The organism is Devosia sp. A449, assembly GCF_054489375.1.
This window is the reverse complement of sequence record NZ_JBTMWU010000003.1, coordinates 65,965-89,638: the sequence shown is the minus strand read 5'-3', so window position 1 is coordinate 89,638 and position 23,674 is coordinate 65,965. Positions and strand designations below refer to the sequence as shown.

Annotated in this window: 18 protein-coding genes; 2 read left to right on the top strand and 16 right to left on the bottom strand. The window is 62.7% G+C overall.

Annotation, left to right across the window (positions count from 1 at the left end; all coding sequences use genetic code 11):
- Positions 1-22: 22 nt before the first annotated feature.
- The 9 genes from ACX3OW_RS09650 to ACX3OW_RS09610 all read right to left on the bottom strand — a co-directional run bounded on the left by ACX3OW_RS09650 (position 23) and on the right by ACX3OW_RS09610 (position 11,881).
- Complete coding sequence (locus ACX3OW_RS09650) at positions 23-1,045, bottom strand: ABC transporter ATP-binding protein (protein ID WP_459095561.1); 1,023 nt, start codon at positions 1,043-1,045, stop codon at positions 23-25.
- Positions 1,045-2,028: an ABC transporter ATP-binding protein gene (locus tag ACX3OW_RS09645; protein WP_459095560.1), complete on the bottom strand. Its 984-nt coding sequence runs from the start codon at positions 2,026-2,028 to the stop codon at positions 1,045-1,047. The genes ACX3OW_RS09650 and ACX3OW_RS09645 overlap by 1 nt, the downstream gene beginning before the upstream one ends.
- A complete protein-coding gene (locus tag ACX3OW_RS09640) occupies positions 2,029-2,949 on the bottom strand; it encodes an ABC transporter permease (RefSeq protein WP_459095559.1) in 921 nt (306 codons plus the stop codon).
- Positions 2,949-3,872, bottom strand: a complete 924-nt coding sequence (locus tag ACX3OW_RS09635; RefSeq protein ID WP_459095558.1) for an ABC transporter permease — start codon at positions 3,870-3,872, stop codon at positions 2,949-2,951. Before ACX3OW_RS09635 ends, ACX3OW_RS09640 begins: the two co-directional genes overlap by 1 nt.
- A 108-nt stretch (positions 3,873-3,980) precedes the next feature.
- Positions 3,981-5,597 carry a peptide ABC transporter substrate-binding protein gene (locus ACX3OW_RS09630; protein WP_459095557.1) on the bottom strand — a complete coding sequence of 539 codons (1,617 nt, stop codon included), beginning with the start codon at positions 5,595-5,597 and terminating at the stop codon, positions 3,981-3,983.
- 345 nt (positions 5,598-5,942) lie between these two features.
- Positions 5,943-6,104 carry a hypothetical protein gene (locus tag ACX3OW_RS09625; protein ID WP_459095556.1) on the bottom strand — a complete coding sequence of 54 codons (162 nt, stop codon included), beginning with the start codon at positions 6,102-6,104 and terminating at the stop codon, positions 5,943-5,945.
- Positions 6,101-7,384: an acetyl-CoA C-acetyltransferase gene (locus ACX3OW_RS09620; RefSeq protein WP_459095555.1), complete on the bottom strand. Its 1,284-nt coding sequence runs from the start codon at positions 7,382-7,384 to the stop codon at positions 6,101-6,103. Before ACX3OW_RS09620 ends, ACX3OW_RS09625 begins: the two co-directional genes overlap by 4 nt.
- 2 nt (positions 7,385-7,386) lie before the next feature.
- Positions 7,387-9,348: a 3-hydroxyacyl-CoA dehydrogenase NAD-binding domain-containing protein gene (locus tag ACX3OW_RS09615; RefSeq protein WP_459095554.1), complete on the bottom strand. Its 1,962-nt coding sequence runs from the start codon at positions 9,346-9,348 to the stop codon at positions 7,387-7,389.
- 64 nt (positions 9,349-9,412) lie between these two features.
- A complete protein-coding gene (locus ACX3OW_RS09610) occupies positions 9,413-11,881 on the bottom strand; it encodes an acyl-CoA dehydrogenase (RefSeq protein WP_459095553.1) in 2,469 nt (822 codons plus the stop codon).
- A gap of 345 nt (positions 11,882-12,226) precedes the next feature.
- Here ACX3OW_RS09610 and ACX3OW_RS09605 point away from each other — a divergent pair, with 345 nt between their 5' ends.
- Together ACX3OW_RS09605 and ACX3OW_RS09600 are read left to right on the top strand one after the other, a co-directional pair.
- Entirely contained in the window at positions 12,227-13,942 is a 1,716-nt protein-coding gene (locus ACX3OW_RS09605) for a long-chain-fatty-acid--CoA ligase (RefSeq protein WP_459095552.1), read from the top strand.
- A complete protein-coding gene (locus ACX3OW_RS09600) occupies positions 13,939-14,331 on the top strand; it encodes a MerR family DNA-binding protein (RefSeq protein ID WP_459095551.1) in 393 nt (130 codons plus the stop codon). Before ACX3OW_RS09605 ends, ACX3OW_RS09600 begins: the two co-directional genes overlap by 4 nt.
- Here ACX3OW_RS09600 and ACX3OW_RS09595 read toward each other — a convergent pair.
- The 7 genes from ACX3OW_RS09595 to ACX3OW_RS09565 all read right to left on the bottom strand — a co-directional run bounded on the left by ACX3OW_RS09595 (position 14,328) and on the right by ACX3OW_RS09565 (position 23,653).
- The gene (locus ACX3OW_RS09595) at positions 14,328-14,609 is read right to left on the bottom strand and encodes a UvrB/UvrC motif-containing protein (protein WP_459095550.1); all 282 of its coding nucleotides are present in this window, start codon (positions 14,607-14,609) and stop codon (positions 14,328-14,330) included. The genes ACX3OW_RS09600 and ACX3OW_RS09595 overlap by 4 nt on opposite strands.
- Positions 14,610-14,743: 134 nt before the next feature.
- Positions 14,744-16,321: a cisplatin damage response ATP-dependent DNA ligase gene (locus ACX3OW_RS09590; protein ID WP_459095549.1), complete on the bottom strand. Its 1,578-nt coding sequence runs from the start codon at positions 16,319-16,321 to the stop codon at positions 14,744-14,746.
- On the bottom strand, positions 16,318-17,316 hold the full coding sequence (locus ACX3OW_RS09585) for a ligase-associated DNA damage response exonuclease (protein ID WP_459095548.1): 999 nt from the start codon (positions 17,314-17,316) through the stop codon (positions 16,318-16,320). Before ACX3OW_RS09585 ends, ACX3OW_RS09590 begins: the two co-directional genes overlap by 4 nt.
- Before the next feature lie 129 nt (positions 17,317-17,445).
- A complete protein-coding gene (locus tag ACX3OW_RS09580) occupies positions 17,446-20,355 on the bottom strand; it encodes an insulinase family protein (RefSeq protein ID WP_459095547.1) in 2,910 nt (969 codons plus the stop codon).
- Positions 20,356-20,485: 130 nt separating this feature from the next.
- A complete protein-coding gene (locus ACX3OW_RS09575; RefSeq protein WP_459095546.1) occupies positions 20,486-21,460 on the bottom strand; it encodes an aldo/keto reductase in 975 nt (324 codons plus the stop codon).
- Positions 21,461-21,567: 107 nt separating this feature from the next.
- Positions 21,568-22,269, bottom strand: coding sequence for a GntR family transcriptional regulator (locus ACX3OW_RS09570; protein ID WP_459095545.1), 702 nt, complete (start codon positions 22,267-22,269; stop codon positions 21,568-21,570).
- An 82-nt stretch (positions 22,270-22,351) separates the two neighbouring features.
- Positions 22,352-23,653, bottom strand: coding sequence for a Gfo/Idh/MocA family protein (locus tag ACX3OW_RS09565; protein WP_459095544.1), 1,302 nt, complete (start codon positions 23,651-23,653; stop codon positions 22,352-22,354).
- Positions 23,654-23,674: the final 21 nt, after the last annotated feature.

The following is a 23,674-nucleotide window of genomic DNA, read 5'->3' as shown; positions in this document are numbered from 1 at the left end:
CAAGGACCCGAGGCGAAGCCTCCTAGCCGCCGAGCACCGCCTCGCCTGGCACCTCGATTTCGCGCCAGCGATGGCAGGCCACCAGGCGACCATCTTCGATCATTTCCAGAGGCGGACGTTTTTCGGCGCAATAGGGCTTGGCGAAACGACAGCGGGTGCGGAAGGTGCAGCCGGAGGGCGGGTTGATCGGCGAGGGAATTTCCCCCTTCAGCGCGTCGATATTGCGCTGTCGCGCCAGCTTGGGGTCGGGAATCGGCACCGCCGTCAGGAGTGCCCGCGTATAGGGGTGCTTGGGGTCGTCATAGATTTCGTCGCCTGTCGCCAGTTCGACGATGCGCCCGAGATACAGCACCAGAATACGGTCCGACACATGCCGCACGACTGAGAGGTTGTGCGAGATGAAGATCAGCGTCAGCCCGAACTCATCCTTGAGTTCAGCCAGCAGATTGAGAATCTGCGCCTGGATCGACACGTCCAGCGCCGAGACCGGCTCGTCGCAGACGATCAGCTTGGGTTCGGTGATCAGCGCCCGGGCAATGCCGATGCGCTGCGCCTGCCCGCCCGAAAATTCGTGCGGATAGCGGTTGATCATCTCGGGCAGCAGCCCCACCGATTCCATGGTCTTGAGCACGCGCGCGCGCCGCTCTTCGCCATTCATTTCCGGCCGCAGCGCCCGCAGCGGATCGGCAATGATCTCCCCCACCGTCAGCCGTGGATTGAGCGAGGCCAGCGGGTCCTGGAAAATGATCTGCAGATCGGCGCGACGCAGCCGCATTTCCTCGGCCGGCAGCCTTGTCAGGTCCTGACCCAGCCAGAGCACCTGCCCCTCATCGGGCGCCAGCAATTGCAGGATGCAGCGGCCGAGCGTGGACTTGCCACAGCCGCTTTCCCCCACAATGCCCAGCGTCTCGCCCTGGCGGATGGTGAAGTTGATATTCTCCAGCGCCGTCAGCGTCAGCCGGCGGCTGAACAAGCCAGCCCCGGCGAGCGAGAAGGTCTTCTTGAGGTCCTTGATTTCGAGCAGATTGATCGGGGTCTGGTCCATCAGGCGACCTTTCCATAGGCCATCGGCCCTTCGTAGAAACAGGCCTTCTCCCGGCCATCGCCGATGGCGGTCAGCGGCGGCCGCTCCACCAGGCACCGGTCAAAGGCAAAGGCGCAGCGCGGATTGAAGGCGCAGCCCTTGGGCAGGTTTTCCAAGCTGGGGGGCAGGCCCTGGATCGGATCGAGCCGCGCCTGGCGCTTGGCGATGTGCGGGGTCGAATGCAGCAGGCCCAGCGTATAGGGATGGCGCGGATCGTAGAACAGATCGTCGACCGCCCCCTTCTCCACCGCGCGCCCGCCATACATCACCATCATGCGGTCGGCGACGCCGGCCACCACGCCCAGATCATGGGTAATGAGCACCAGAGACGTCCCAAAATCCTCGGTCAGCGTCTTGAACAGATCGAGCATCTGCGCCTGCACCGTCACATCGAGCGCCGTGGTCGGCTCGTCGGCGATCAGGATTTTGGGCTGGCACAGCAGCGCCATGGCGATCATCACGCGCTGCCGCATGCCGCCCGACAGTTCGTGCGGATAGGCGTTGGCGCGCTTGACCGGTTCGGGAATCCCGACCCGCTCCAACATCTCGATCGAGGTTTTGACCGCCTTGGCTTTGTCGAAGCCGCGATGCTTGACCAACACTTCGGCCAACTGCGTCTTGACCTTGAGCGTCGGGTTCAGCGACGTCATCGGGTCCTGGAAAATCATCGCGATATCCTTGCCGCGATACTTATCCAATTGCCCCGTTGGCATGCCGATGAGGTTGATGTCGCCCATCATGGCGCGACCCGCGGCCCGGCCGTTCTTGGCCAGCAGGCCCATGATGGCGAGGAAGGCCTGGCTCTTGCCCGAGCCTGATTCGCCAACCACCGCCAGGGTCTCGCCTTCGGCGAGGGTGAAGTTCATCTCACGCACGGCATGCACTTCGCTCTGGTGCAGCTCGAACGTGACCGACATGTCTTCGACTTTGAGGACTTGTTTCATCTATCGATCCTTGGGGTCCAGCGCGTCACGCAACCCGTCACCAATATAGGTCAGGCAAAGCAACAGGCTCACCAGCACCACGGCCGGCCCGATCAGCATCCAGGGCAGCGTTTCAGCCACTGGCGAGCCAAACGAGATCAGCGTGCCGAGCGAGGTCTGCGGCTCCTGCACACCCAGGCCTAGATAGGACAGGAAGCTCTCGGTCAGGATGATTTCGGGAACCGTCAGCGTGGCATAGATCACCACCGGCCCGGTCAGATTGGGCACGATGTGGCGGAAGATGATGGTCAGCGGCTTGGCGCCGCCGGCCTTGGCCGCCTCGACGAATTCGCGCTGCTTGATCGACAGCGTCTGCCCGCGCACGATACGCGCCATGGTCAGCCATTCGAGGCACCCGATGCCGACAAACAGCAGCACCGGATTGCGCCCGAAAATCACCACCAGGATGATGACGAACAGGATGTAGGGCAGCGCATACATGATGTCGACGAAGCGCATCATCATGGCGTCGACCTTGCCGCCGAAATAGCCGGCAATCGCGCCATAGATGACGCCGATGATCACCGAGACCAGCGTGGCGACGCCGGCCACGATCAGGCTCATCTGCGTGCCCTGCATGATGCGGGCCAGCATGTCGCGGCCATTCTGGTCGGTGCCGGCAAAGTGCCCGGCCTCGAAATTGGGCGGCTTGCGGATGCCGCTCCAGTCGATCTTGTCATAGGTCCAGGGCAGCAGATATGGCCCCACAAACGCAAACAGGATGATGAAACCGACTACGAAGATCGACAGCACCGCCGCCTTGTTGCGGCGCAGGCGCCGCACCGCGTCCTGGGTCAGCGAACGCCCCTTGGGGGCGTCGAGCGTTTCGAGCTTGCGCGCATACTCGGTGAGGAGCGCGTCCTTGCCAGTAATACCGGCCATCAGCTGTACCTCACCTTGGGATCGAGCCATGCATAGATGATATCGACCAGTAGGTTCACCGCCAGGATGACGAACATGTAGAGAATGGTCGTTCCCAGCACGAGACCGTAGTCGCGGTTGAGCGCAGCGCTGATGAAATAGCGACCGATGCCCGGCAGCGCGAAGATCTGTTCCACCACCAGCGAGCCGGTAAGCAGATAGCTGAGGCCCGGTCCGAGATAGGACACCACCGGCAGCAGCGCCGGTTTGATGGCGTGGCGCGCCAGGATCAGGCGTTGGCCGAGGCCCTTGGATTTGGCGGTGCGCACATAATTGGTGCTCAGCACCTCGATCATCGAGCCGCGCATCAGCCGTGCCGTCCGCCCCGCATGGGGCAGCACCAGCACGGTGATCGGCAACACCAGATGGGGGATCGAGCCGTGCAACCAGCCACCGGCCGGCAGCCAGCCGAGATAGACGCCAAAGAGCAGTTGCAACACCGAGGCCATCAGGAAGTTGGGCACCACCAGCCCCACCACCACGATCATCACCAGCACATAGTCCGGCCAGGTGTTCTGGTTGACCGCCGACAGCGCGCCGGCCACCAGCCCCACCACCGTGCCGATGACGAAGGCCGACAGGCCCAGTGTCAGCGTGAAGGGCAGGCCAATCCACAGCATCTCAGCCACGGTGAAGTCGTTATAGACCATCGACGGCCCGAAATCGCCCTGCAGCAGCCGACCGACATAGATGAAATATTGCTGGATCAGCGGCAGGTCGAGATTGTAGTGCGCCCGTAGATTGGCCAGCGTGATCGGTGGCAGCGCGCGTTCCCCGTCAAAGGGACCGCCGGGCGCCAGCCGCAGAATGAAGAAACAGGCAGTCACGGCAATCAGCGCGATCGGGATGGCCGACAGCACGCGCCGCGTAACATATCCAAACATGGGTCCGGACCTTTCACATCCACCGCGCTGCGGCATCGCGCGTCGACTGGCGGATAAATAAACGGCGTCGCCCCTCCCAAGGGGCGACGCCGCGTGGTTTTACAAAGACTACTCGGCCTTGGTCAGCCAACGCGTGCGGTGAACGTCCGACGCATTGTTGACGAAGCCGGTGACCTTGGGGGACACGACGTTCTGGGCGATGTACCAGTAGATCGGGAACGCGGCAGTTTCATCCATCGCGATCTTTTCGGCACTGCCGAGCATCTGGGCGCGAGCGGCCAGATCCTGTTCGGTGGTGGCCTGATCCATCAGCGCATCGAACTCGGGGTTGGAGTAACGACCGTAGTTGTTGCCCCAGTTCATGGCGCCGTCCTGCGTGATGCCGGTGCGCAGCAGGTCGAGCGTGTTGGACGGGTCCGAATAGTCGAGCAGCCAGCCAGCGCGGCCAACCTCGAAGTCGCCGGCGCGCAGGCTATCGTAGTGCACGGCGGTTTCGGAGTTGAACAGCTCGGTCTTCACGCCAATCTGCTCCCACATCGAGCTGATCGCCACGGCGATGCGCTGGTGGTTATCATTGGTGTTGTACTTGAGCTGAACCGGCAGCGGGTTAGCCGAGGTATAGCCAAGGCCTTCCATGATCGTCTTGGCTTCGGCAACGCGCTCCTCATAGGAGAGGCCGATCCAGGACGGCTGATAAACCGGCACGCCTTCGTAGTTGGCAGTGCCTTCCGGCACCCAGCCATAGGCCGGCAGTTCGCCAGTGCCCAGCACGTCGGGGCCGATCACGTCGCGATTGATCGACATCGACAGCGCCTTGCGCACGTCGGCATTGTCGAACGGCGCCTTTTCCTGGTTGATCACGTAGTAGTAGATGCCCAGGAACGGGGCGAAGTAATCCTGGCCAGGCAGGTTGGTCTTGATCCACTCGGCCTGGTCGGACGGAATGTCGGTCAGGATGTCATATTCACCGGCGCGATAGCGCGACAGGGCGGCGGCCAGATCTTCCTGCACGAAGTAGTTCACTTCGTCGATCTGCACATTGGCGGCATCCCAGTAGGTCTCGGACTTGACCGACTTGATGACGCTGCCCGGCACCCATTCCACCGGAGTGTAGGGACCGTTGGAGACGATATTGGCGACCTTGGTCCATTCCGTGCCGACCTTGTCGATCACATGCTTGGGAACCGGATAGGCGGTGTAGTGGGTCAGCGCCTGCAGGAAGAACGGGGTCGGGCCTTCCAGCGTGATTTCGACAGTCTTGTCGTCGAGCGCCTTGACGCCCAGTTCGCTGAAATCGGTCACGGTGCCTTCGGCGATTTCCGAAGCATTCAGGATCGGGAACTGCAGATAGGCATAGTCCGAAGCGGTCTTGGGATCGAACAGGCGCTGGAAGGCGAACACGAAGTCGCCGGCCGTTACCGGAACGCCATCCGACCACTGAATGCCGTCGCGCAGCTTGAAGGTGTAAACCAGGCCATCATCGGAGATGGTGTAGCTCTCGGCCTGGCCGGGAATGAACTGGGCGTCGGCGTCTTCAGCCATCAGCCCTTCGATATAGTCGCCGATGATGCGGTTTTCCCAGTCACCCGATGCCTGATGCGGATCGATCGAGCCGGGTTCGGAGCCATTCATCACGTTGAGCGTCACTGCCGAGGCCGTGCTGCTCATCAGCAGCGCCATTGCGCCGGCGGTCGCTACCGCGGTCAGGGTTTGCTTGAGTTTCATTATCGTCCCATCTCCTTGTGGAAGTCCTGAAATTCGTCTTTTTTCCCGCAGTCATACTGCTGCGGATTTTATGGTCTCGTGGCCGGCGGTTTGACCGCTCGATCAAGATTGCTGGACGGTATTACGCTATTCCGTCCACTGACAAGCAAAACATTGACCTAAGCGTCAAGGTCCGCCCAATTATTAACACACTGTACACCCCGCCAGCGCGGCGCGGCGGCGACGATATGGATAGCGAGGTACTGACGTACCCCATCTCGAGACGAATCCCGGCTCAAGTCCGTGATGACACCGCATTTTGGATACTGGAGTTAAGCAACAGGCCCCGGAGGGAGCGCGCCGCTGTCAAGCGCCGAGCATCCCGGCCTGTTGCAACCCGTAGATCACCACCCCAACCACGACCAGCCCCACCCACGGCACCCAGCCGGGCACGCCTGGTTCTTTCTTCGGCTGTTGCGGGTCCGGCTTTTTCTCGATCGGGCGGAATTTGACGACGTTATCGCTCATGCGGCACTTTCAACCAATGCAGCGACACCCATGCCGCCGGCAGTACAGACGCTGAGCAAAGCGCGTTTTCCCGGCTCCGTCGAGAGCAGTTTGGCGGTGAGCCCCAGAATACGCGCGCCAGTGGCGGCAAACGGGTGCCCATAGGCCAGGCTCGAGCCCTTGACGTTGATCCTGGCCGGGTCGACCGGGCCCAGCACAGCATCGCGCCCCAGCACATTTCTGCAGTATTCCGCATCATTCCAGGCTTTCAGCGTGCACAGCACCTGCGCCGCAAACGCCTCATGCAGCTCGAAATAGTCGATATCGGCAAAGCCCAGATTGCGTCGCGCCAGCATTTCGCTGACGGCAATGGTCGGGGCCATCAGTAGCCCCTCGCCATGGGCGAAATCATTGCCCGCCACCCGGCCAGTGGTGAGATAGGCCAGGATCGGCAGGCCGCGCGCCCGCGCCCAGTCTTCGCTCGCCAGCAGCACCGAGGATGCGCCATCGGTCAGCGGCGTCGAATTGCCCGCCGTCAACGTGCCGCGGCCGCTCGCCTTGTCGAAAGCCGGCTTCAGCGTCGCCATCTTTTCGATATTGGCGTCGGCCCGCACATTGTTGTCGCGCACCAGACCGGCGCATTGCACCAGCAGATCGTCATGGAAGCCCTCATCATAGGCTGCTGCCGCATTGCGGTGACTAGCCACCGCCAGCGCATCCTGCGCCTCGCGACCAATGCCCCATTCGCGCGCCATCAACTCGCAATGCTGGCCCATCGACATGCCCGTGCGCGGCTCGTTGACCGAGGGCGCCACCGGGGTCAGTTCGCCAAATGAGAAGCCCTTGAACGCCTTGAATTTCTCGCCGGCGCTGCGCGCCTTGTTCACCTCCAGCAGCCGGTGCTGAAACTTGTTGCCGAACACGATCGGGCTATCGCTGACCGTGTCCGACCCCGCCGCAATGCCGCTGTCAATCTCGCCCGAGGCGATCTTGCCGGCCAGCATCAGCGCCGCCTGCAGGCTGGTGCCACAGGCGATCTGCATGGTCGTGCCGGGCGTGCGCGGAGAAAACCCCGCATCCAGCACCGCCTCGCGCGCCAGATTGAAGTCGCGGCTATGGTTGATCACCGCGCCCGCCACCACCTCGTCGATCTTTTCGCCCTTGAGGCCAAATTTGTCCGCCAGCCCGCCCAGCACGGTGCCGAGCAGCGACAGATTGGTTTCCTCGACATAGGCGGTATTGCCCCGCGCAAACGGAATGCGCGCCGACCCGACAATGGCGACCCTGCGAAGTTCAGTCATCTCTATGCCTTCCCATCCTTGCGCGCCTTGAGCGGTCCGCCGAGGAACGGCGCAAATCCGGTGCCCAAAATCACCCCGATATCGGCCAACCCATCATTGGCGACCACGCCCTCGGCCAATACCACCTCAGTCATATCCACCAGCGGCTTCACCAGTTCCCGGCCCAGCCCGCCCAGATCAGCATGCGCCGGGGTCTCGCCCTTTTGCGCCTTACCATCGACCCATTTGTAAAAGCCCTCGCCAGTCTTGCGGCCGAGCTTTCCGTCCTTGACCAGCATGGCGAATTTGCTCTCGATCGGCACCGCATGGCCCAGCTCGGTCGCCACCGATTTTCCGACATCGAGCCCAACCGTATCCATCAGCTCGATCGGCCCCATCGGCATGCCGAACGCCACTGCCGCCGCGTCGAGCAGTTCCTTGCTTTCGCCGGCTTCCACCCGCTGCACCGCGCCCAGCATGTAGGGCATCAGCACCCGGTTCACGAGGAAACCCGGCGCCGATTTCACCACCACCGGCGACTTGCCGATGGCCAGCGCAAAAGCTGCGCCCTTGCCGATCTGCTCGTCAGTATTGAAGCTCGAGCGGATCACCTCCACCAGCGGCAGCTGCGCCACGGGATTGAAGAAATGCAGCCCGATCAGCCGCGCCGGATCTTTCAGCACCTCGGCAATCCGCTCCAGTTCGATGGAGCTGGTATTGGTGGCCAGGATCGCACCCGGCTTGAGCTGGTCTTCCAGCCCGCCAAAGATCGATTGCTTGACCTCGAGCTTTTCCACCACCGCTTCGATGATCACATCGGCACGGCCGACGCCCTTGCCACTCGGGTCGGCTTCCAGCCGCAGCACGGCCGCATCGACCAGATGCTTTTTCTTCAGCCGTTTCTTGAACAGCTTCTTGGCGCGATCCAGCGCCGGCTGGATGCGCTCCACGTCGAGATCCTGCAGCGTTACGCTCATGCCGCGCAGCGCGCACCAGGCGGCGATATCGCCGCCCATCACCCCGGCCCCGATCACATGCACCCGGGCAAATTTTTGCCCCTTGGCGCCCTGCTTTTTCAACGCCTCCGAAGCAAAGAACACCCGGCGCAGATTGGTCGCAGTGTCGCTACCCATCAGCGGCACGAAGCCGGCAATCTCGCCGCGGATCATCGCCTGCCAGTCATTGCCATGCTGCTCGAACAGATCGATCAGCGCGAACGGCGCCGGGTAATGCTCGGGCCTCGCCTTCTTTTTGGTCTCGTCGCGCATCTTGTTGGCGACATAACTCCGCAACGGCCCCATCGCCATCACCCGCTTGACCATCGGCGCCGGCACCGACTTGCGCTTCTGCAACACCGCCTTGCGCGCTTCCCAATGCAGCATGTCGCGGTGGCGCACCAGCTTGTCGATGAGGTTCAGGCCGCGCGCCGCCCCGGCCTTGAGCATCCGCCCGGTCAGCATGATTTGCATGGCATCGACCGGTCCGGCCTGGCGGATGCTCCGCCCGGTGCCGCCAAAGCCCGGGAACAGCCCCAGATTGACCTCGGGAAAGCCGATGCGGATCTTGTCGTTGTTGACGGCGATCCGGTAGTGGCACGCCAGCGCCAGCTCCAGCCCGCCACCAAGGCAGAAGCCATGGATGCCGGCCACCATCGGAATTTTCAACTTTTCTATGCGGGCGAACAGCGCATGGGTGCGCTTCAGCGCTTCCGGCAGCACCGAGAAATCGCTCATCGCATCGAATTCGCTGACATCGGCCCCGGCGATAAAGCCGCTATCCTTGCCGCTAAGCAGCACCACGCCGATCAGTTCACCGGTCTGCGCCAGTTCCTCGACGCGTCCGATCAGGGTTTCCAGCTCCATGATCGCTTCGCGGCTCAGCACATTCACCGGGGCGCCCGGCGTGTTGATGGTGAGCCAGCCGATATTCTCGATATCGCGGTGGAAGCTCCAATGCTTGGTTTCAGGCATTTGCGGCTGGATCATGCTTGCTCCTCGAATTCCTCATCACCGGACCGCCTCCCTCCCCGCGAGAGGGAGGGCTGGCGGGCTACTCCGCCGCCGCCCGGTCCTTACCCTCGACCAGTTCATCCATGGCGAAATCATCCACCTTCACCACGCGGTCGGTCGCCTCGTCGGCCGCCCGCATGATGCCGCCTTCATTGGCATTGAGCACCCCCGCCGCCACCGCGTCGTCAATCGCATCGCGATCCAGCCGACGCTCGATGACGCCCTTGCGGGCCGCCTTGACGAAGCGTGCCTCGATTTCCTCGGCCTCGGTCACCTTGATGAAGGCATCTTCCAGCACGCCGGTAATGTCATTGGGGTCAAACGAGATATAGGCCCCCGTGGTCAGCCGGTCGCGGAACGCGCCGGGCCGCAGCACCGCGCGCACGAAGCGGTAATTCACCCGATCGCTGGCCGGTTGGGCATGCCGCCCCAGCGGGAAGCACAGCACCCGCATCGCCCAGGCAAACACCGGATTGGGGAAATTGGCGAACACCTCGCCAAAGCTCTTTTCCATCGCGGCGATCCGGTCGGCCATGATGGCGTCGACCAGTTCCTTGTCCTCGGCCAGCTGGCCCTCATCTTCAAACCGCCGCAGCGTCGCCGACATCAGATAGAGGTCGCTCAGGATATCGGCCATGCGGCCCGAAATCTTCTGCTTGCGCTTGAGCGCCCCGCCCAGGAACACCGTGGTCCAATCCGCCACCAGCGCGAAATCCTGCGCATAGCGGTGCAGCCGGCGATACCACTGGGCCATCGGCCCCTGATTGGGCGTGCTGGCAAACGCACCATTGCTCAGCCCATGCAGCAGGCTAGCCACGATATTGCGCAGCATGAATTTGGTGTGCCCGCCGAAGGCCAGGTCGAACTGGTCGAGCCCTTGCTTGCGATCCTTGTTCTGCGCCGCGTCCACTTCCTTGAGCAGATAGGGATGTGCCCGCAGCACGCCCTGGGCAAAGGTCATCAGCGTACGGGTCAGGATATTGGCCCCTTCCACCGTGATCGCCACCGGCAGCGCCATATAGGCGCCGAACAGATAATTGCCCGGGCCGTCCTGAATGGCGCGGCCGCCATGAATGTCGAAAGCGTCGTCCATACTGTCGCGCATGGCTTCGGTCGTGGTGTATTTTAGCAGGCCGGCAATCACTGCCGGGCGCTGGCCTTCATCCACCATCGAGGCGGTCAGGCTACGCGCGGCTTCAAAGGTGTAAGCGCGCTTGACCATCTCGCCCAGCGGCTCGGCCACGCCTTCCATGATACCGACCGGAATGCCGAACTGCCGCCGCACCCGCGCATAGGCCGAGGTGGTGCGCAGCGTCTGCTTGATCGAAATGGAACCGATAGCCGGCAGCGAAATGGCGCGCCCAGTGGACAGGCATTCCATCAGCATGCGCCAGCCCTGGCCGGCAAATTCGGTGCCGCCGATGAGAAATTCCATCGGAATAAACACATCCGTGCCGCGCACCGGGCCATTCATAAAGGCCTGCCGCGCCGGATAGTGCCGGCGGCCGATTTCCATGCCGGGATGGTCATGTGGCACCAACGCCAGCGTGATGCCGATTTCCTTGCCGCGACCCAGCAGATTATCCGGGTCCTGCAGAATGAAGGCCAGCCCCACCAGCGTGGCGATCGGCGCCAGGGTGATGTAGCGCTTGTCAAAACTCAGCTTCACGCCGAGCACTTCGGCGCCCTGATACATCCCCTTGGTCACGGTGCCATAGTCGCGCATGCCGCCGGCGTCCGACCCTGAATGCACGCCCGTCAGTGCAAAGCAGGGCACTTCCTGCCCGCGCGCCAACCGGCCCAGATATTTTTCCTTTTGGCTCGGCGTGCCATAGCGCTCCAGCAATTCGCCCGGCCCGAGCGAATTGGGCACCATCACGGTGATGCCGGTCGCCACCGAACGGCTGGCGATCTTGGAGACGATCATCGACTGCGCCTGCGCCGAAAAGCCCAGGCCGCCATGCTCCTTGGCAATCAGCATGCCGAGGAAGCCTTCGTCCTTGAGGTACTGCCACAGCTCAGGCGAGAGGTCCGCGCGATTATTGCGGATGTCCCAGTCGTCGATCATCTGGCAGGCAGTTTCGGTCTGGTTGTCCAGAAACGCCTGCTCCTCCGCTGTCAGCGTCAGCGGGCGGATCGAGGTCAGCTTGGTCCAGTCCGGACGACCCGAAAACAGCTCGGCGTCCCAGCCAACCGTGCCGGCGTCCAGCGCTTCCTGCTCGGTGCGGCTGACCTTGGGCAGGATGGTTTTGACCGCACCATAGATCGGCGTGGTCAGCAGCGGCTTGCGGATGGCGGTAACACTGAGCAACAGCAAGATCGCGCCGGGCAGCAGCGCCAGCACCCAACCCACAATGTCGGTGGCCATGGCAAAGCCGGCGTCATTGGTGCCGAAGCGCGACAGGATGCCGATGACCAGCACCACCACGCCCCAGTCGCGCAGCGAGGATTCCCGCATCGCCAACACGGCAAACGCCACCAGTGCAATCAAGATCAGCGCAAAGGTCACTTCATGCCCTCCTTGGTGTCGCTCATGCCACCACGGGCCGAGCGCCTCATCCCAGAACCTGTGACCAGAGGCCGAATCGTTCGACTTGATCGCTGGGCCGCCGCGCCGGGATCATAGCGCGACCCGCCCATATTTGTTGAGCGCAGTCTAGCAAGCTTTACCTATACGTCAACCAACTGTCCATTACGTCGGATTCACCGATCTCCGTGATGTGCTGTCCCCTCAACGCATCAGTTGCTCGGAAGTTCGGGCAGTCGTTTGACGCTAACGTAAAGCCATGAAATATTCGTCACAGACAAAGGGCGACAAAGCCCGCACGCCGAACCCGGCACCCCGGAGGAATCCATGGCCACGACGCTCGACACCGCCGCCGCTCCGCTCCGCCCCTGGATCGCCAGCTATCCCGACGGCATTGTCTGGGACACCCCGATCGATACGCGGCCGGTGCATGAGCAGGTGCTGGCCGCCTGCGCCCGCAATCCCTCCGCCGTGGCGCTGGATTTTCTTGGGCACACCACCAGTTTCGGCGACCTCGCCAAGAAGATCATCGCCTTTGCCGGCGCGCTGCAGCGCCAGTTTGGCGTCAAGAAGGGCACGCGGGTCGCCATCATGCTGCCCAATACGCCCTTCTATCCCATCGCCTATTACGCCGTGCTCCGCGCCGGCGGCATCGTCGTCAACTGCAACCCGCTCTATACCGTGCACGAGTTGAGCCACATCACCTCCAATGCCGGCGCCGATGTGATGATCACGCTCGATCTGCAGTCGATCTACGAAAAGGCCGAAAAACTGGTCGAGGCCGGCCACATCAAATCCCTGGTGGTGTGTCACTTCCCCGACGCGCTGCCGCTGCTGAAGAAATTCCTGTTTTCGGTGGCCAAGCGCAAGGATCTGGCCCGCCTCGGCGCCTCGCCGGTCCGCAGCCAGGTGACCCTGTTTCACGACATGATCGCGCGCCATGAAACGCCCGACGCCGTGGTCATCGACTCGCTCAACGATATCGCCGTGCAGCAATATACCGGCGGCACCACCGGTGTGCCCAAGGGCGCCTTGCTCTCTCACGCCAATATCGCCGCCAATATGAGCCAGATCGACAAATGGGGTGATGGGCTGTTCTACCCGCCTTCCAAGGTCATCGCCGTGCTGCCGTTTTTCCACATCTTCGCCATGACGGTGTGCATGAATGTGCCGCTCTGCAACGGCACCCAGGTGGTGATGCTGCCGCGCTTCGAGCTCAAGGCCTTGCTCAACGTCTTCGCCCGCACCCGCGCCAACGTGCTGCCCGCCGTGCCCACCTTGCTCAATGCGGTTGCCCGCGCCGGCCATGTCACCGCCGAGCAGTTGGCGAGTCTGGAAGTCGCCATTTCCGGCGGCGCCGCCCTGCCCGATGAAGTGCGCAACGCCTTCGCCCACAAATCCAAGGCCATCCTGGCCGAGGGCTATGGCCTGACCGAAGCCTCCCCGGTGGTCTGCTGCGCCTCGCTACGCTCCCCCTCCAAGCCGATGTCCATCGGCCTGCCGCTCCCCGCCACCGATATCCGCTTTGTCGATATCGACAGCGGCAAGGTGGTCAGCATCGGCGAAGATGGCGAATTGCAGGTCAAGGGCCCCCAGGTCATGGTTGGCTATTTCGACGACGCCGCCGCCACTGAGGCCGCCTTCATGGATGGCTGGCTGCGCACCGGCGACGTCGGCCATATGGACGAAGACGGCTATGTCTTCCTCGTTGACCGCATCAAGGATCTGATCATCTGCTCGGGCTTTAACGTCTATCCGCGCACCATCGAGGAAGCGCTGATGACCCATGAGGCGGTCGAGGAAACCAACGTCATCGGCGTGCCAGACGAATATCGCGGCGAGGCGCCCGTCGCCTATGTCAAACTCAAGCCCGGCCAGTCCGTGACCGAGGAGGCGCTGAAGAAATTCCTCGCCGAGCGCCTCAACAAGATTGAAATGCCCAAGGAAATCATCTTCAAGGACGCCCTCCCCAAGACGCTGATCGGCAAGCTCTCCAAGAAAGAGCTGCGCGAGGAATACGCCCAGACAAGAGCCAAACCGTGAACCGCCCCGAAGCCGAAAACCGCGACCTGTTCGCCATTGCCGACCTCGCCAAGGAGTTCGGCATCTCGACGCGCGCCATCCGCTTCTACGAAGCCAAGGGCCTGCTGTCGCCCGAACGAGTCGGCGCCACCCGCGTCTTTCGCCGGCGCGACCGCGCCCGGCTGATCCTGATCCTGCGCGGCAAGCGCCTCGGCTTTTCGCTGCGCGACATCTCCGACTATCTCAGCCTCTACGACGCCAACCGCAGCCAGCAGGTCCACCTGCTGATCGGCAAGGTCGACGAGCGCCTGGCCTCCCTCGAAGCCCAGCTCGAAGACCTCCAGACCACCATTTCGGAATTGAAAGAGATCAAGAAGCTGGCCGATGAGCGGCTGGTGAAAGCGGGCTAGCGCTTCCGCCCTTTTGTCATAAAATCCGGCTTTTTCGGCTTCACCCAGCCCTTGGGCGGCTGCCGCACCGGCACCTGCGTGCCCAGCCCCATCGCCCCCGGCGGCGGCTGGCTGACGGTCACGGTATCCGGATCACCCTCCTGCACCGGGGCCTCGCCCCGGATCCGCGCTATCTCGTTGCGCAGACGCGTGGCCTCCTCAAAATCCATGGCGTCGGCCGCAGCCTGCATCTGCTTGTCCAGCGTCAGCAGCCGCTCATGAATGCTCCGTGATGACATCATGCCTCCTGTATTTGGTGGGATTCTCGATCTCACCCCACCGTCATCACCGGGCTTGTCCCGGTGATCCAACCTGCGGGTTGACCAAAGCACCGCATGGATTGCCGGGACAAGCCCGCAATGACGTGGGGGCGTTAAGTGGCCGCCACAAACACCGCCATATCCTCCAGCGTCGCCGCCTCGCTCGCCGGCTTGTCCCATCTTATCCGGCTAATCCGCGGAAACCGCAGCGCCACCCCCGACTTATGCCGTGCACTCACCTGCGCCGAGTCAAACGCCACCTCGAATACCAATTCCTTTTTCACCTCGCGCACCGGCCCAAAGGCCTGCACCGTATTGGCCCGGATCCACTTATCCAGCAGCTTTAGTTCCTCATCGGTAAAGCCGAAATACGCCTTGCCGATGGGCACGATCTCGTTGCCCTTCCACACACCGAATGTGTAGTCCGAATAGAACGAGCTGCGCTTGCCGTGCCCGCGCTGCGCATACATCAGCACCGCATCCACCACATTCGGATCGCGCTTCCATTTGAACCAGAACCCCTTGGGCCGCCCCGGCACATAGGGCGAGGTCTTGAGCTTGAGCATCACCCCCTCATGCCCATGCTCATCCGCCCCTTGCCGCCGCAACCGCGCCAACGCGTCCCAATCGGCAAACGGCAGCACCTCGGACAGATCCAGCCGCGTCTGGGGATTGGCCAACAGCCACGCCTCCAGCCGCGCCCGCCGCTCGGTCCAGGGCAACACCCGCACATCCTCGCGCCCGTCAAACAGCATGTCATAGAGCCGGATAAAGGCCGGGCTCTCCTTGAGATGTTTTGCCGACGCCACCTTCTTGTTCAGCCGCTGCTGCAAATCATTGAACGAGCCCGGCTCAAAATCTTTGCCCACCAGCAATTCGCCATCCAGCACCGCAATGCCCTGCACATTGTCCACAATGTCGGGAAACGCCGCCGCGATATCATCCCCCGTCCGCGAAAACAGCGACACCGTCCCCCCGCCCAGCACCAGCTGCACCCGGATGCCGTCCCATTTCCACTCCGCCGAAAAATCCCCGGGATTGAGCCGACTCAGATCTTTTTCCTCATCAATCGGATTGCTCAGCATCAGTGGATGAAACCGCGCCGACTGATCGATATCGGGCCGCGCGGCCTTCCCATCCAGCCAGGCAAACAGCTCCAAATAGGGCAGTTTGATGCCGTGCCAGACCTCCTCGATTTCCTGCACCGGCACGCCACTCATCTCGCTCAGCGCCGTCTTGGCCAGCCGCGCTGACACCCCGATGCGCAGCGCTCCCGTTGCCAGCTTCACCAGCGCCCAACGCTCATTGATCCCCGCCTGCGTCAGCAGCCCGGCGATCAGCTTCGGCAATTCGCTCTTGGAGGTGGTGTTGAACAGCTCGATCAGATCGGTCAGCGACGGCAGATCGCCCATCGCGCCATGATGCGGCCAGATCAGCGCGATGGTCTCGCCCAGATCGCCGACATAGTCGTAGCTCATGGCGAACAGCGTCTCGTCCACCTCGGCCAGCACAATCTCCTTGAGCAGCGCCGGCTTCACATTGCGGAAACTCAGCGCCCCGGTGAGCACCGCCAGCGCATAACCACGATCGGGGTCCGGCACCTCGCGAAAATACTGCGTCAGCGCCGTCAGCTTGCGGGTGCGCGATGGCGTCAGCGCCAGCAGCTCCAGCAATTGGGCAAAGCGCTTCATGCCTCCTCCCCGCCGTCGTCCTCGAAGCCCTGGATATTGAGCGGCTCAGCTTGAAGCCCCTGCGTCCGGCACCAGTAGACCAGCGCATCCTCACGGCCATGCGTCACCCACACGGTTTCCGCCTGGGTTTCCTTGACGGTCTGCAGCAGTTCGCCCCAGTCGCAATGGTCCGAAATTACCAGTGGCAATTCCACCAGCGCCTGCCTGGCCCGTTGCTTGACGCTCATCCAGCCCGACGCCTGGCAGGTCACCGGATCGGGAAAGCGTCGGCTCCAGCGGTCGCGAATGGCCGAGGGCGGCGCGATGACGATCTGCCCGGCAAACGCCGCCTTGGGCACATCCAGCGCCGGCCGCAACTCGCCGAGCGACACGCCGAGTTCCTCATACAGCGCACAGAGCCGCAGCATCGCCCCATGCAGATAAATCGGCTGGTCCCACCCGACGTCGCGCAGCAGCGCGATCACCCGCTGCGCCTTGCCCAGCGCATAGCACCCCACCAGATGCGCCCGCTCCGGCTGGTCGGCCACCGACTGCAACAGCCGCGCAATTTCGACGCTGGGATGGGGATGCTGGAACACCGGCAAGCCAAATGTCGCCTCGGTCACCAGCAGGTCGCATTGCACCAATTGATAGGGCTGCGCCGTGCGGTCGGCGAGCCGCTTATAGTCGCCGGTGACCACCACGCGCTGCCCGGCCTGCTCCACCAGCACCTGTGCCGAACCCAGAATATGCCCGGCCGGCACCAGCGTTATGGTGACATCATCAATGCGCAGCGGCACGCCAAATTCCAGCGGCTCGAACCGCCCGGCGCAATCCGCGCCATAGCGTGTCTGCATGATGGCAATGGTATCCGGCGTCGCCAGCACTGCCCCATGCCCGGCCCGCGCATGATCGGCATGGCCATGGGTAATAATCGCCCGCTCCCGCGGCACCGCCGGATCGATATAGGCATCAATCGCCCGAATATGCAGCTGATGATCAAGGATCTGGGCCATGGCCCAGACTAACGCAGTTCAGCGCAAGTGGTTCGAAAATGGATCACCAAAACAAGCCCGGTGATGACGCTGGGGAGAGATCGTGCCACAGCGTCATTGCCCGGCCTGTCCGGGCAATCCATCTTTCCCTCACATCACCTTGGTCACATCCAGCAGCCCCGGCCGCTCCGCATTGGCCGCCGTGATCGCCGCCTCGCCGCCCAGCACCACTACATGCCCCTGCCGCGCCACCGCGTCCACGGCCTCGGCCAGCCGCTTGAAATCGGCCTCGGTGGTGCTCAAAATCTCGTCGCGCCGCTGCTGGCGGATCGCGTCTGTCGTCCCGGTCAGCTGCCGCCACATCGAGGAATAGCCCTTGGCATCGGGGAATTCATAACCATCCACATCCCCGATCACCCCGATGATCGAGCGCGTCAGATCATTGGCGCCGATCCCGGCATTGAGCGCCTTGCTAGCCCCGTCATAGGCATCCAGCGTCTTGAGCAAATTCGGATCGCGGTACGACAGGAACGAGAAATTCCCGCTGGTCAGGTCAAACCGGCTCGAGCCGCCATAGGCCCCGCCCTGCACCCGGATTTTGTCCCACAGATAGGTGGTATTCAAAAACTTCAGCACCACGCTCGATGCCCCGGTCAGCTCAAACCCGAGCGCCCGCAAATTGGCGCCCTTGCCGACATAATTGACCTGCGCCGGAATGATCAGCCCCTCCGACTTCGGCGCAAATTTCACGCTCCAGTCGGCCAGCCCCACCTCCGCATTCGGCAGCCGCCCAAGGAACCCGGCAAGCTCCCCCTGTGCCCGCTCCCGCAGCGCCCCATCGGCGGTCACATTGACCACCATTCGCCCACGATTGAACAGCCGGTCGCGGATGGTTTTCAGCGTCGCCGCCACCCCGTCCCAATCGCTATCGATCCGCGTCACCAACCCGCGCAGGAATTGCAGATAGCTCACCCCGCCCAATTGCTCGGCAATCCAGCTCGCCTCGGTCAGCCCGGATTTCAGCCGCATATCTACAATGGCATTGCCGCTTGGCACCAGCCGCGCTTCGAAGCCGGCCTTTTCTTCCAGCGCCATCTGGCGGAAGCGCTCGCGATTATCCAGCTGCGCATCGAGCAACACGTCGCCCATGATGGCGAGCATTTCCTCAAGCTTGTCCGGCACCGCCTTGCCCGAGAGGAAGAACCACGCAGCACTCCCCTCGCCGCCCTGCAGCGTCGACAGGCCCCGATGCAGGGCAATGCCGCCCGTCGACCGCCCGATGCGCTGCGTCAGCGACACGAAATCTTCCTTGCTGGTCCCGGTCTGCAACAGAGCCCGCCCGAACAGTGGCAGATAAGGCAACAGGCCCTTATCCAGCACATGCAGATCGAACCCCAGATCGAGATAGACGATCCCCAGCGTCGGTAGTTCGTGATTGAACAGCCGCGCCCCGCCCAGCGTGCCGATATCGATTGGCACCGTGCGACTTTCGCGCGGCAGATCGCCCAGCGTCAGCGTCGGAATCTTGGCCAGTTCGGCCGGATCATCCACCTCTTCCTGCAGCGCCTTGAGCCGAACGGTTTCGGCCACCGTCGCCTCCAGCGCCGCCCCATCCAGCCCCTGCCGCACCCCGGCCAACATCGCCACCTCGTCGGCCACCTCGCGCGCCCCCTGCTCCGGGTCGGCGCTCAGGGTCACGGTGGTGCGGTGCGTATTGTCGAGGAAAAGACGGCGGATTTCGGCTTCGAAATGCCCCGCAGCAGCCTGCTGCTTCAGCGTCGTCAACGCCTCTTCGAAATGCAGCGCCGCCAGCGGATCGCCGTCATGCAGCCAGACCCCCAGCGCGTTGAACATGTAGATCATGCCGCGCGGGTACGAGCCGGTATTGTTCTCGCGCAACGAGAACTCAAACGTATTGGCCGCCGCCTCCAGCTGATCCGCAGCAAAGCCAGTCTCGGCAATCTCGCCCAGCGTCTTGAGGATCAGCGACTCGACTTTTTCGGCGTCGGCCGGGTCGATCCCCTTCATACCAAAGCTGGCCATCGGCTGGCGCAGCCCGGCGCCGATGCCGCCGCCGGTCATGCCCTCGCCCAGCCCCGATTCTGTCAGCGCCTTGCGCAATGGCGCCGCCGGATTGCCAGCCAGCAGATAGCTCAGCATGCCATGGCTCAGCACTTCGGCGCGGTCGGCGGGCGGATCGAGCATCCAGTTGACCGACACCATGCCGTCGCGCACCTTGCCCGCTTCCTTGGTGCCGGCGTAGGTGGCGACGATGCTGCGCGGCGCATTGAAGCGCGGCTGCAATTTCACCTCGGCATCCACCGGCGCCCGCTCGAACTGGCTGAAATACGCATCCAGAATCGCCAGCCGCTCTCCGGCATCATCATCGCCCGAGAAGAACGCTCGCGTATTGGACGGGTGATAATAGGTCTGGTGGAACGCTTTGAACTGCTGGTAGCTCAGCGCCGGAATTGCCTTAGGGTCGCCGCCCGAGCTTTTGCCATAGGTCACATCGGGATAGAGCGAGCGCTGCGACAGGTCGCGCATCACCGCATCGGGCGAGGAAAACACGCCCTTCATCTCGTTGAACACCACGCCCTTATACACCAGCGGGCTGGCGGTGTTCTCCAGCTCGTAATGCCAGCCTTCCTGCCGGAACGTATCCTCGGTGATCAGCGGGAAAAACACCGCATCGAGATACACGTCCACCAGATTATAAAAATCCTTCAGATTCTGGCTGGCCACCGGATAGGCGGTCTTGTCCGGAAAGGTCATGGCGTTGAGGAAGGTGTTCAGGCTTCCCTTGATCAGCTCCACAAACGGCTTGCGCACCGGATATTTCCGGCTCCCGCACAGCACCGAGTGTTCCAGAATATGGGCAATGCCGGTCGAGTCGCTCGGCGGCGTCTTGAAGGTGATGCCAAACACCTTGTTCTCGTCGTCATTGACCAGGCTCAGCACCTCGGCCCCGGTCTTTTTATGCCGGAACAATTGCGCCCGCGAATTCACCTCCGCGATCTGTTCGTCGCGGATGAGGTCGAAGGCTTCGTGCTGGGACATGGAGATAACTCGGCAGGTTCTAGTGTTCGGCACAAGGTAGGGATGCTTGGCCGGATGCGCTAGGGGCGATGCAAGCTCTCCCACGCACTGAGCAGTCCCCCGCCCCTGAGGGGCGAGGTGAAGAAATACCTCAAACCCCGCCGCGGATTTCAGGCTTTACTGCCGTGGAATACCATTGGGCCAGCTCGCCCATCAGCGCCGGGAACAGGCTCTTATGCTCGCTCGCCGCCACATTGTCGGCCAGCTGTTCCGGCTTGCTCACCCCGGCGATGATGGTGCTGACCTGTGGATGATCCAAAATCCAGCGCAGCGCGAACTGGCTCATTGCCATGCCCTCGGGCGCCAATCCGCGCAATTCGTTCACCAGCTCCACCCCGCGCTCGAAGCGCAGGCCGGAAAAGGTCTCACCCACCGAAAAGGACTGCCCATCGGCATTGTAATTGCGGTGATCGGAGGCATCGAAGCGCGTATTGCGATCATACTTGCCGCTCAGCAGCCCGCTCGCCAGCGGCAGCCGCACGATAATGCCGACATCGCACTCCGCCGCCTTGGGCAGCAAAACCGTGGCGGCATCCTGACGGAACAGATTGAAAATGATCTGCAGCGTGGCGCAGCCTGGCTGCTCGAGGCACAACAACCCCTCGTCAATGGTCTCGACGCTGGCGCCCCAATGCCGCACCAGTCCTTCGGCCTGCAACTCATCCATCCAGCCGAAAATCGCCCCATCTTCCAGCACCGCCGGCGGCACGCAATGCAATTGCGCCAGATCGAGCGTCGCTACCCCCAGCCGCTGGGCGGACGCCTGAAGGCTCGCCCGCACCCCATCCTTGGAATAATGATCGGGATAGAGCGTACCCGAGCGTCCCAATTTGGTCGCCACATGCACGCCCGGCCCCTTGCCATGGCTGCCGATGCGGCTTTCGCTCAAGCCACCGCCATAGACGTCGGCCGTGTCCCAGAAACTCACCCCTGCCGCATTGGCCGCGTCGAGAATCGCCGAGGCGGTGTCATCCCCCACCGGGCCAAAATCCCCACCCAGCTGCCAGCAGCCCAGCCCGATTTCGGAGACCTCGTAGCCCGTCTTGCCCAAGCGCCGTGTTTTCATCTGTGCGTTCCTGTTGCCATGCTGCGCCGTCCCAAAACAGCGCCCCCCGCCGATGCGGGGGTAACGGGATGGGCCGGAACAAGTTCAGTCGGACCAGCCTGCTGACCCTATTCGAAAAAATCCGGATGCTCGGCGATGGTCTGGTTGAGCAGCACCTCGGCGCGCGCCAGATGCGCCCGCATTGCCAGTTCGGCCGCCGCCGGATCGGCCTTGGCTACGGCGGCGACAATGGCCTTGTGCTCGTCAATGGCCCGCTGTGACGACGAGGCGCCCAGCGTCAGATAGCGCACCCGGTCGAGCTGCATCTTGTGGTCGTCGATCAGCTGCCAAGCATATTCCACGCCCGCCAGCCGCGACAGCGTGCGGTGAAACAGTTCGTCCAGCGTATGAAAGCGCCGGCTGTCATTGGCCGAAGAGGCGGCTTCCTGGTCGGCGATCAGGCTCTGCAGCACGCCCGCTGCGTCATCACCCGGATGCGCCGCCACCCGGCGGATGATTTCTACCTCGATGGATTCGCGGATGAAGCGCGATTGCCGCACGCCTTCGGGCGAGATTTTCTTGACCACGGTGGCCCGCTTGGGCCGGATCAGCAGCAAGCCCTGCTGCGCCAGGCGGATAAACGCCTCGCGCACTGGCTGGCGCGACACGCCATAGCGGCCGGCAATATCACTCTCGGAAATCACATCACCGGGCTTGAGCACCATGGTGACGATATCGTCGCGTAGCGCGCCAACGACGCGCATCGCCATGGTCTCCTCACCTGCTTCCAGCACGCCCGCCGCCACCTTACTGTTTCCTTCCACGACCATGAGCGTATTTTCGCCGGTAAGTCACGCTCGCTGCCGAATTACCCACGGCTCATTCAGCGCCGCGGGTGGGGGCTTTCGCCCCCTATAGTTCGATCCCGGCCTCTTTCAGCATCGCGTCGATATAGATCCGCTCGCCATTGCGCGCGATCGACTGGTTGGCGGCAATGCCCGTCAGGATCGACCATGCCCCCGACACCTGGTCCGACGCCCGGCCATATTCGTCGGCCGGCATATTCTGCGGGTCAAACAGATAGCCCAGCATGATCGGGTCGGCACCGCCATGGCTGCCCTTGCCTTCCCACACTTCGATCTGCTGCGGCAGGCCCCCGGCCAGATGCAGCTCGGTGGTCACATTATGCCGCTCTTCCTTGTCGCGCTCGCCGCCGGCAAACACGCCATGCACTTCGATATGCTTGTGGGTCAGCTCGCCCTTGGTGCCGTGGAATTTCACCTCCAGCCCTTCCCAGGGCGAATAGGCCACCAGCGTATAATTCAGCGAAGCGCCCGAGGCATATTGCGCCTGCACCTGCATGGTGTCCTCGATGGTGATGTCATCGGCAAACACGCATTTGTCGCGCCAATAGCCGTCATCGCCCTCGCTGTCGAGATACAGCGCCTTAAGCGGTTCGTCCTTTTCGAGGTCCATGAAGAAATCACATTTGGCGGCCACCGGGCAGGTATGGCAGCGCTCGCCATGGCCTTCCAGCCCCAGCTTGATCGCCATTTCCGGGGTGTAGAAATCCAGCTTGCCGACCGCCGATACGCTTTTCGGGGTCGAGCCGGCCCACCAGTTGAGCAGGTCGAAATGGTGGGTGGATTTATGCACCAGAAGCCCGCCCGACTTGTCCTTGTAGCGGTGCCAGCGGCGGAAATAGTCGGCGCCATGCACCCGGTCGAGATACCAGCGGAAGTCGATGGCGGTAATCTCGCCGATCACCCCGTTCATCAGCATGTCCTTGAGCTGGGTCCGTGCCGGCGAATACCGATAGTTGAAGGTCACCGTCACCGACTTGCCGCTCTCGCGCTGCGCATCGAGAATGCGCTTGAGCTTGGCGATATCGATGGTCATCGGCTTTTCGGTCATCACATTGCGGCCCGCCTTGAGCGCGCGCACAATGTATTCGTCATGCAGATAATCCGGCGTGGTGACGATCACCGTATCGGGCTGCTGCTCCTCGAGCATCCGGTCGAAATCCTCGGCCAGATAGGTGGCGATGCCATTGCCACCCTTATTGGGCACCTTATGCGCTGACAGGGCCAGCCGGCTCTGGTTGATGTCGCAGAGCGCTACCAGTTCGGCGCTGTCGGCATGGGTTTCGGCTACGGCTTCACGGAACATCTGGTGACGCCCGCCGGTCCCGACGATGGCGAATTTCTTGGTCATGTCTAATGGAATCTTGCTGCT

Bases quoted from the DNA above. Each gene is read 5' to 3' on its own strand.
- ACX3OW_RS09625 (WP_459095556.1), bottom strand. From the start codon at position 6,104: ATGAGCGATAACGTCGTCAAATTCCGCCCGATCGAGAAAAAGCCGGAC.
- ACX3OW_RS09645 (WP_459095560.1), bottom strand. From the start codon at position 2,028: ATGAAACAAGTCCTCAAAGTCGAAGACATGTCGGTCACGTTCGAGCTG.
- ACX3OW_RS09635 (WP_459095558.1), bottom strand. From the start codon at position 3,872: ATGTTTGGATATGTTACGCGGCGCGTGCTGTCGGCCATCCCGATCGCG.
- ACX3OW_RS09630 (WP_459095557.1), bottom strand. From the start codon at position 5,597: ATGAAACTCAAGCAAACCCTGACCGCGGTAGCGACCGCCGGCGCAATG.
- ACX3OW_RS09585 (WP_459095548.1), bottom strand. From the start codon at position 17,316: ATGGCCCAGATCCTTGATCATCAGCTGCATATTCGGGCGATTGATGCC.
- ACX3OW_RS09595 (WP_459095550.1), bottom strand. From the start codon at position 14,609: ATGTCATCACGGAGCATTCATGAGCGGCTGCTGACGCTGGACAAGCAG.
- ACX3OW_RS09640 (WP_459095559.1), bottom strand. From the start codon at position 2,949: ATGGCCGGTATTACTGGCAAGGACGCGCTCCTCACCGAGTATGCGCGC.
- ACX3OW_RS09615 (WP_459095554.1), bottom strand. From the start codon at position 9,348: ATGATCCAGCCGCAAATGCCTGAAACCAAGCATTGGAGCTTCCACCGC.
- ACX3OW_RS09565 (WP_459095544.1), bottom strand. From the start codon at position 23,653: ATGACCAAGAAATTCGCCATCGTCGGGACCGGCGGGCGTCACCAGATG.
- ACX3OW_RS09650 (WP_459095561.1), bottom strand. From the start codon at position 1,045: ATGGACCAGACCCCGATCAATCTGCTCGAAATCAAGGACCTCAAGAAG.
- ACX3OW_RS09605 (WP_459095552.1), top strand. From the start codon at position 12,227: ATGGCCACGACGCTCGACACCGCCGCCGCTCCGCTCCGCCCCTGGATC.
- ACX3OW_RS09575 (WP_459095546.1), bottom strand. From the start codon at position 21,460: ATGAAAACACGGCGCTTGGGCAAGACGGGCTACGAGGTCTCCGAAATC.
- ACX3OW_RS09570 (WP_459095545.1), bottom strand. From the start codon at position 22,269: ATGGTCGTGGAAGGAAACAGTAAGGTGGCGGCGGGCGTGCTGGAAGCA.
- ACX3OW_RS09620 (WP_459095555.1), bottom strand. From the start codon at position 7,384: ATGACTGAACTTCGCAGGGTCGCCATTGTCGGGTCGGCGCGCATTCCG.
- ACX3OW_RS09590 (WP_459095549.1), bottom strand. From the start codon at position 16,321: ATGAAGCGCTTTGCCCAATTGCTGGAGCTGCTGGCGCTGACGCCATCG.
- ACX3OW_RS09580 (WP_459095547.1), bottom strand. From the start codon at position 20,355: ATGTCCCAGCACGAAGCCTTCGACCTCATCCGCGACGAACAGATCGCG.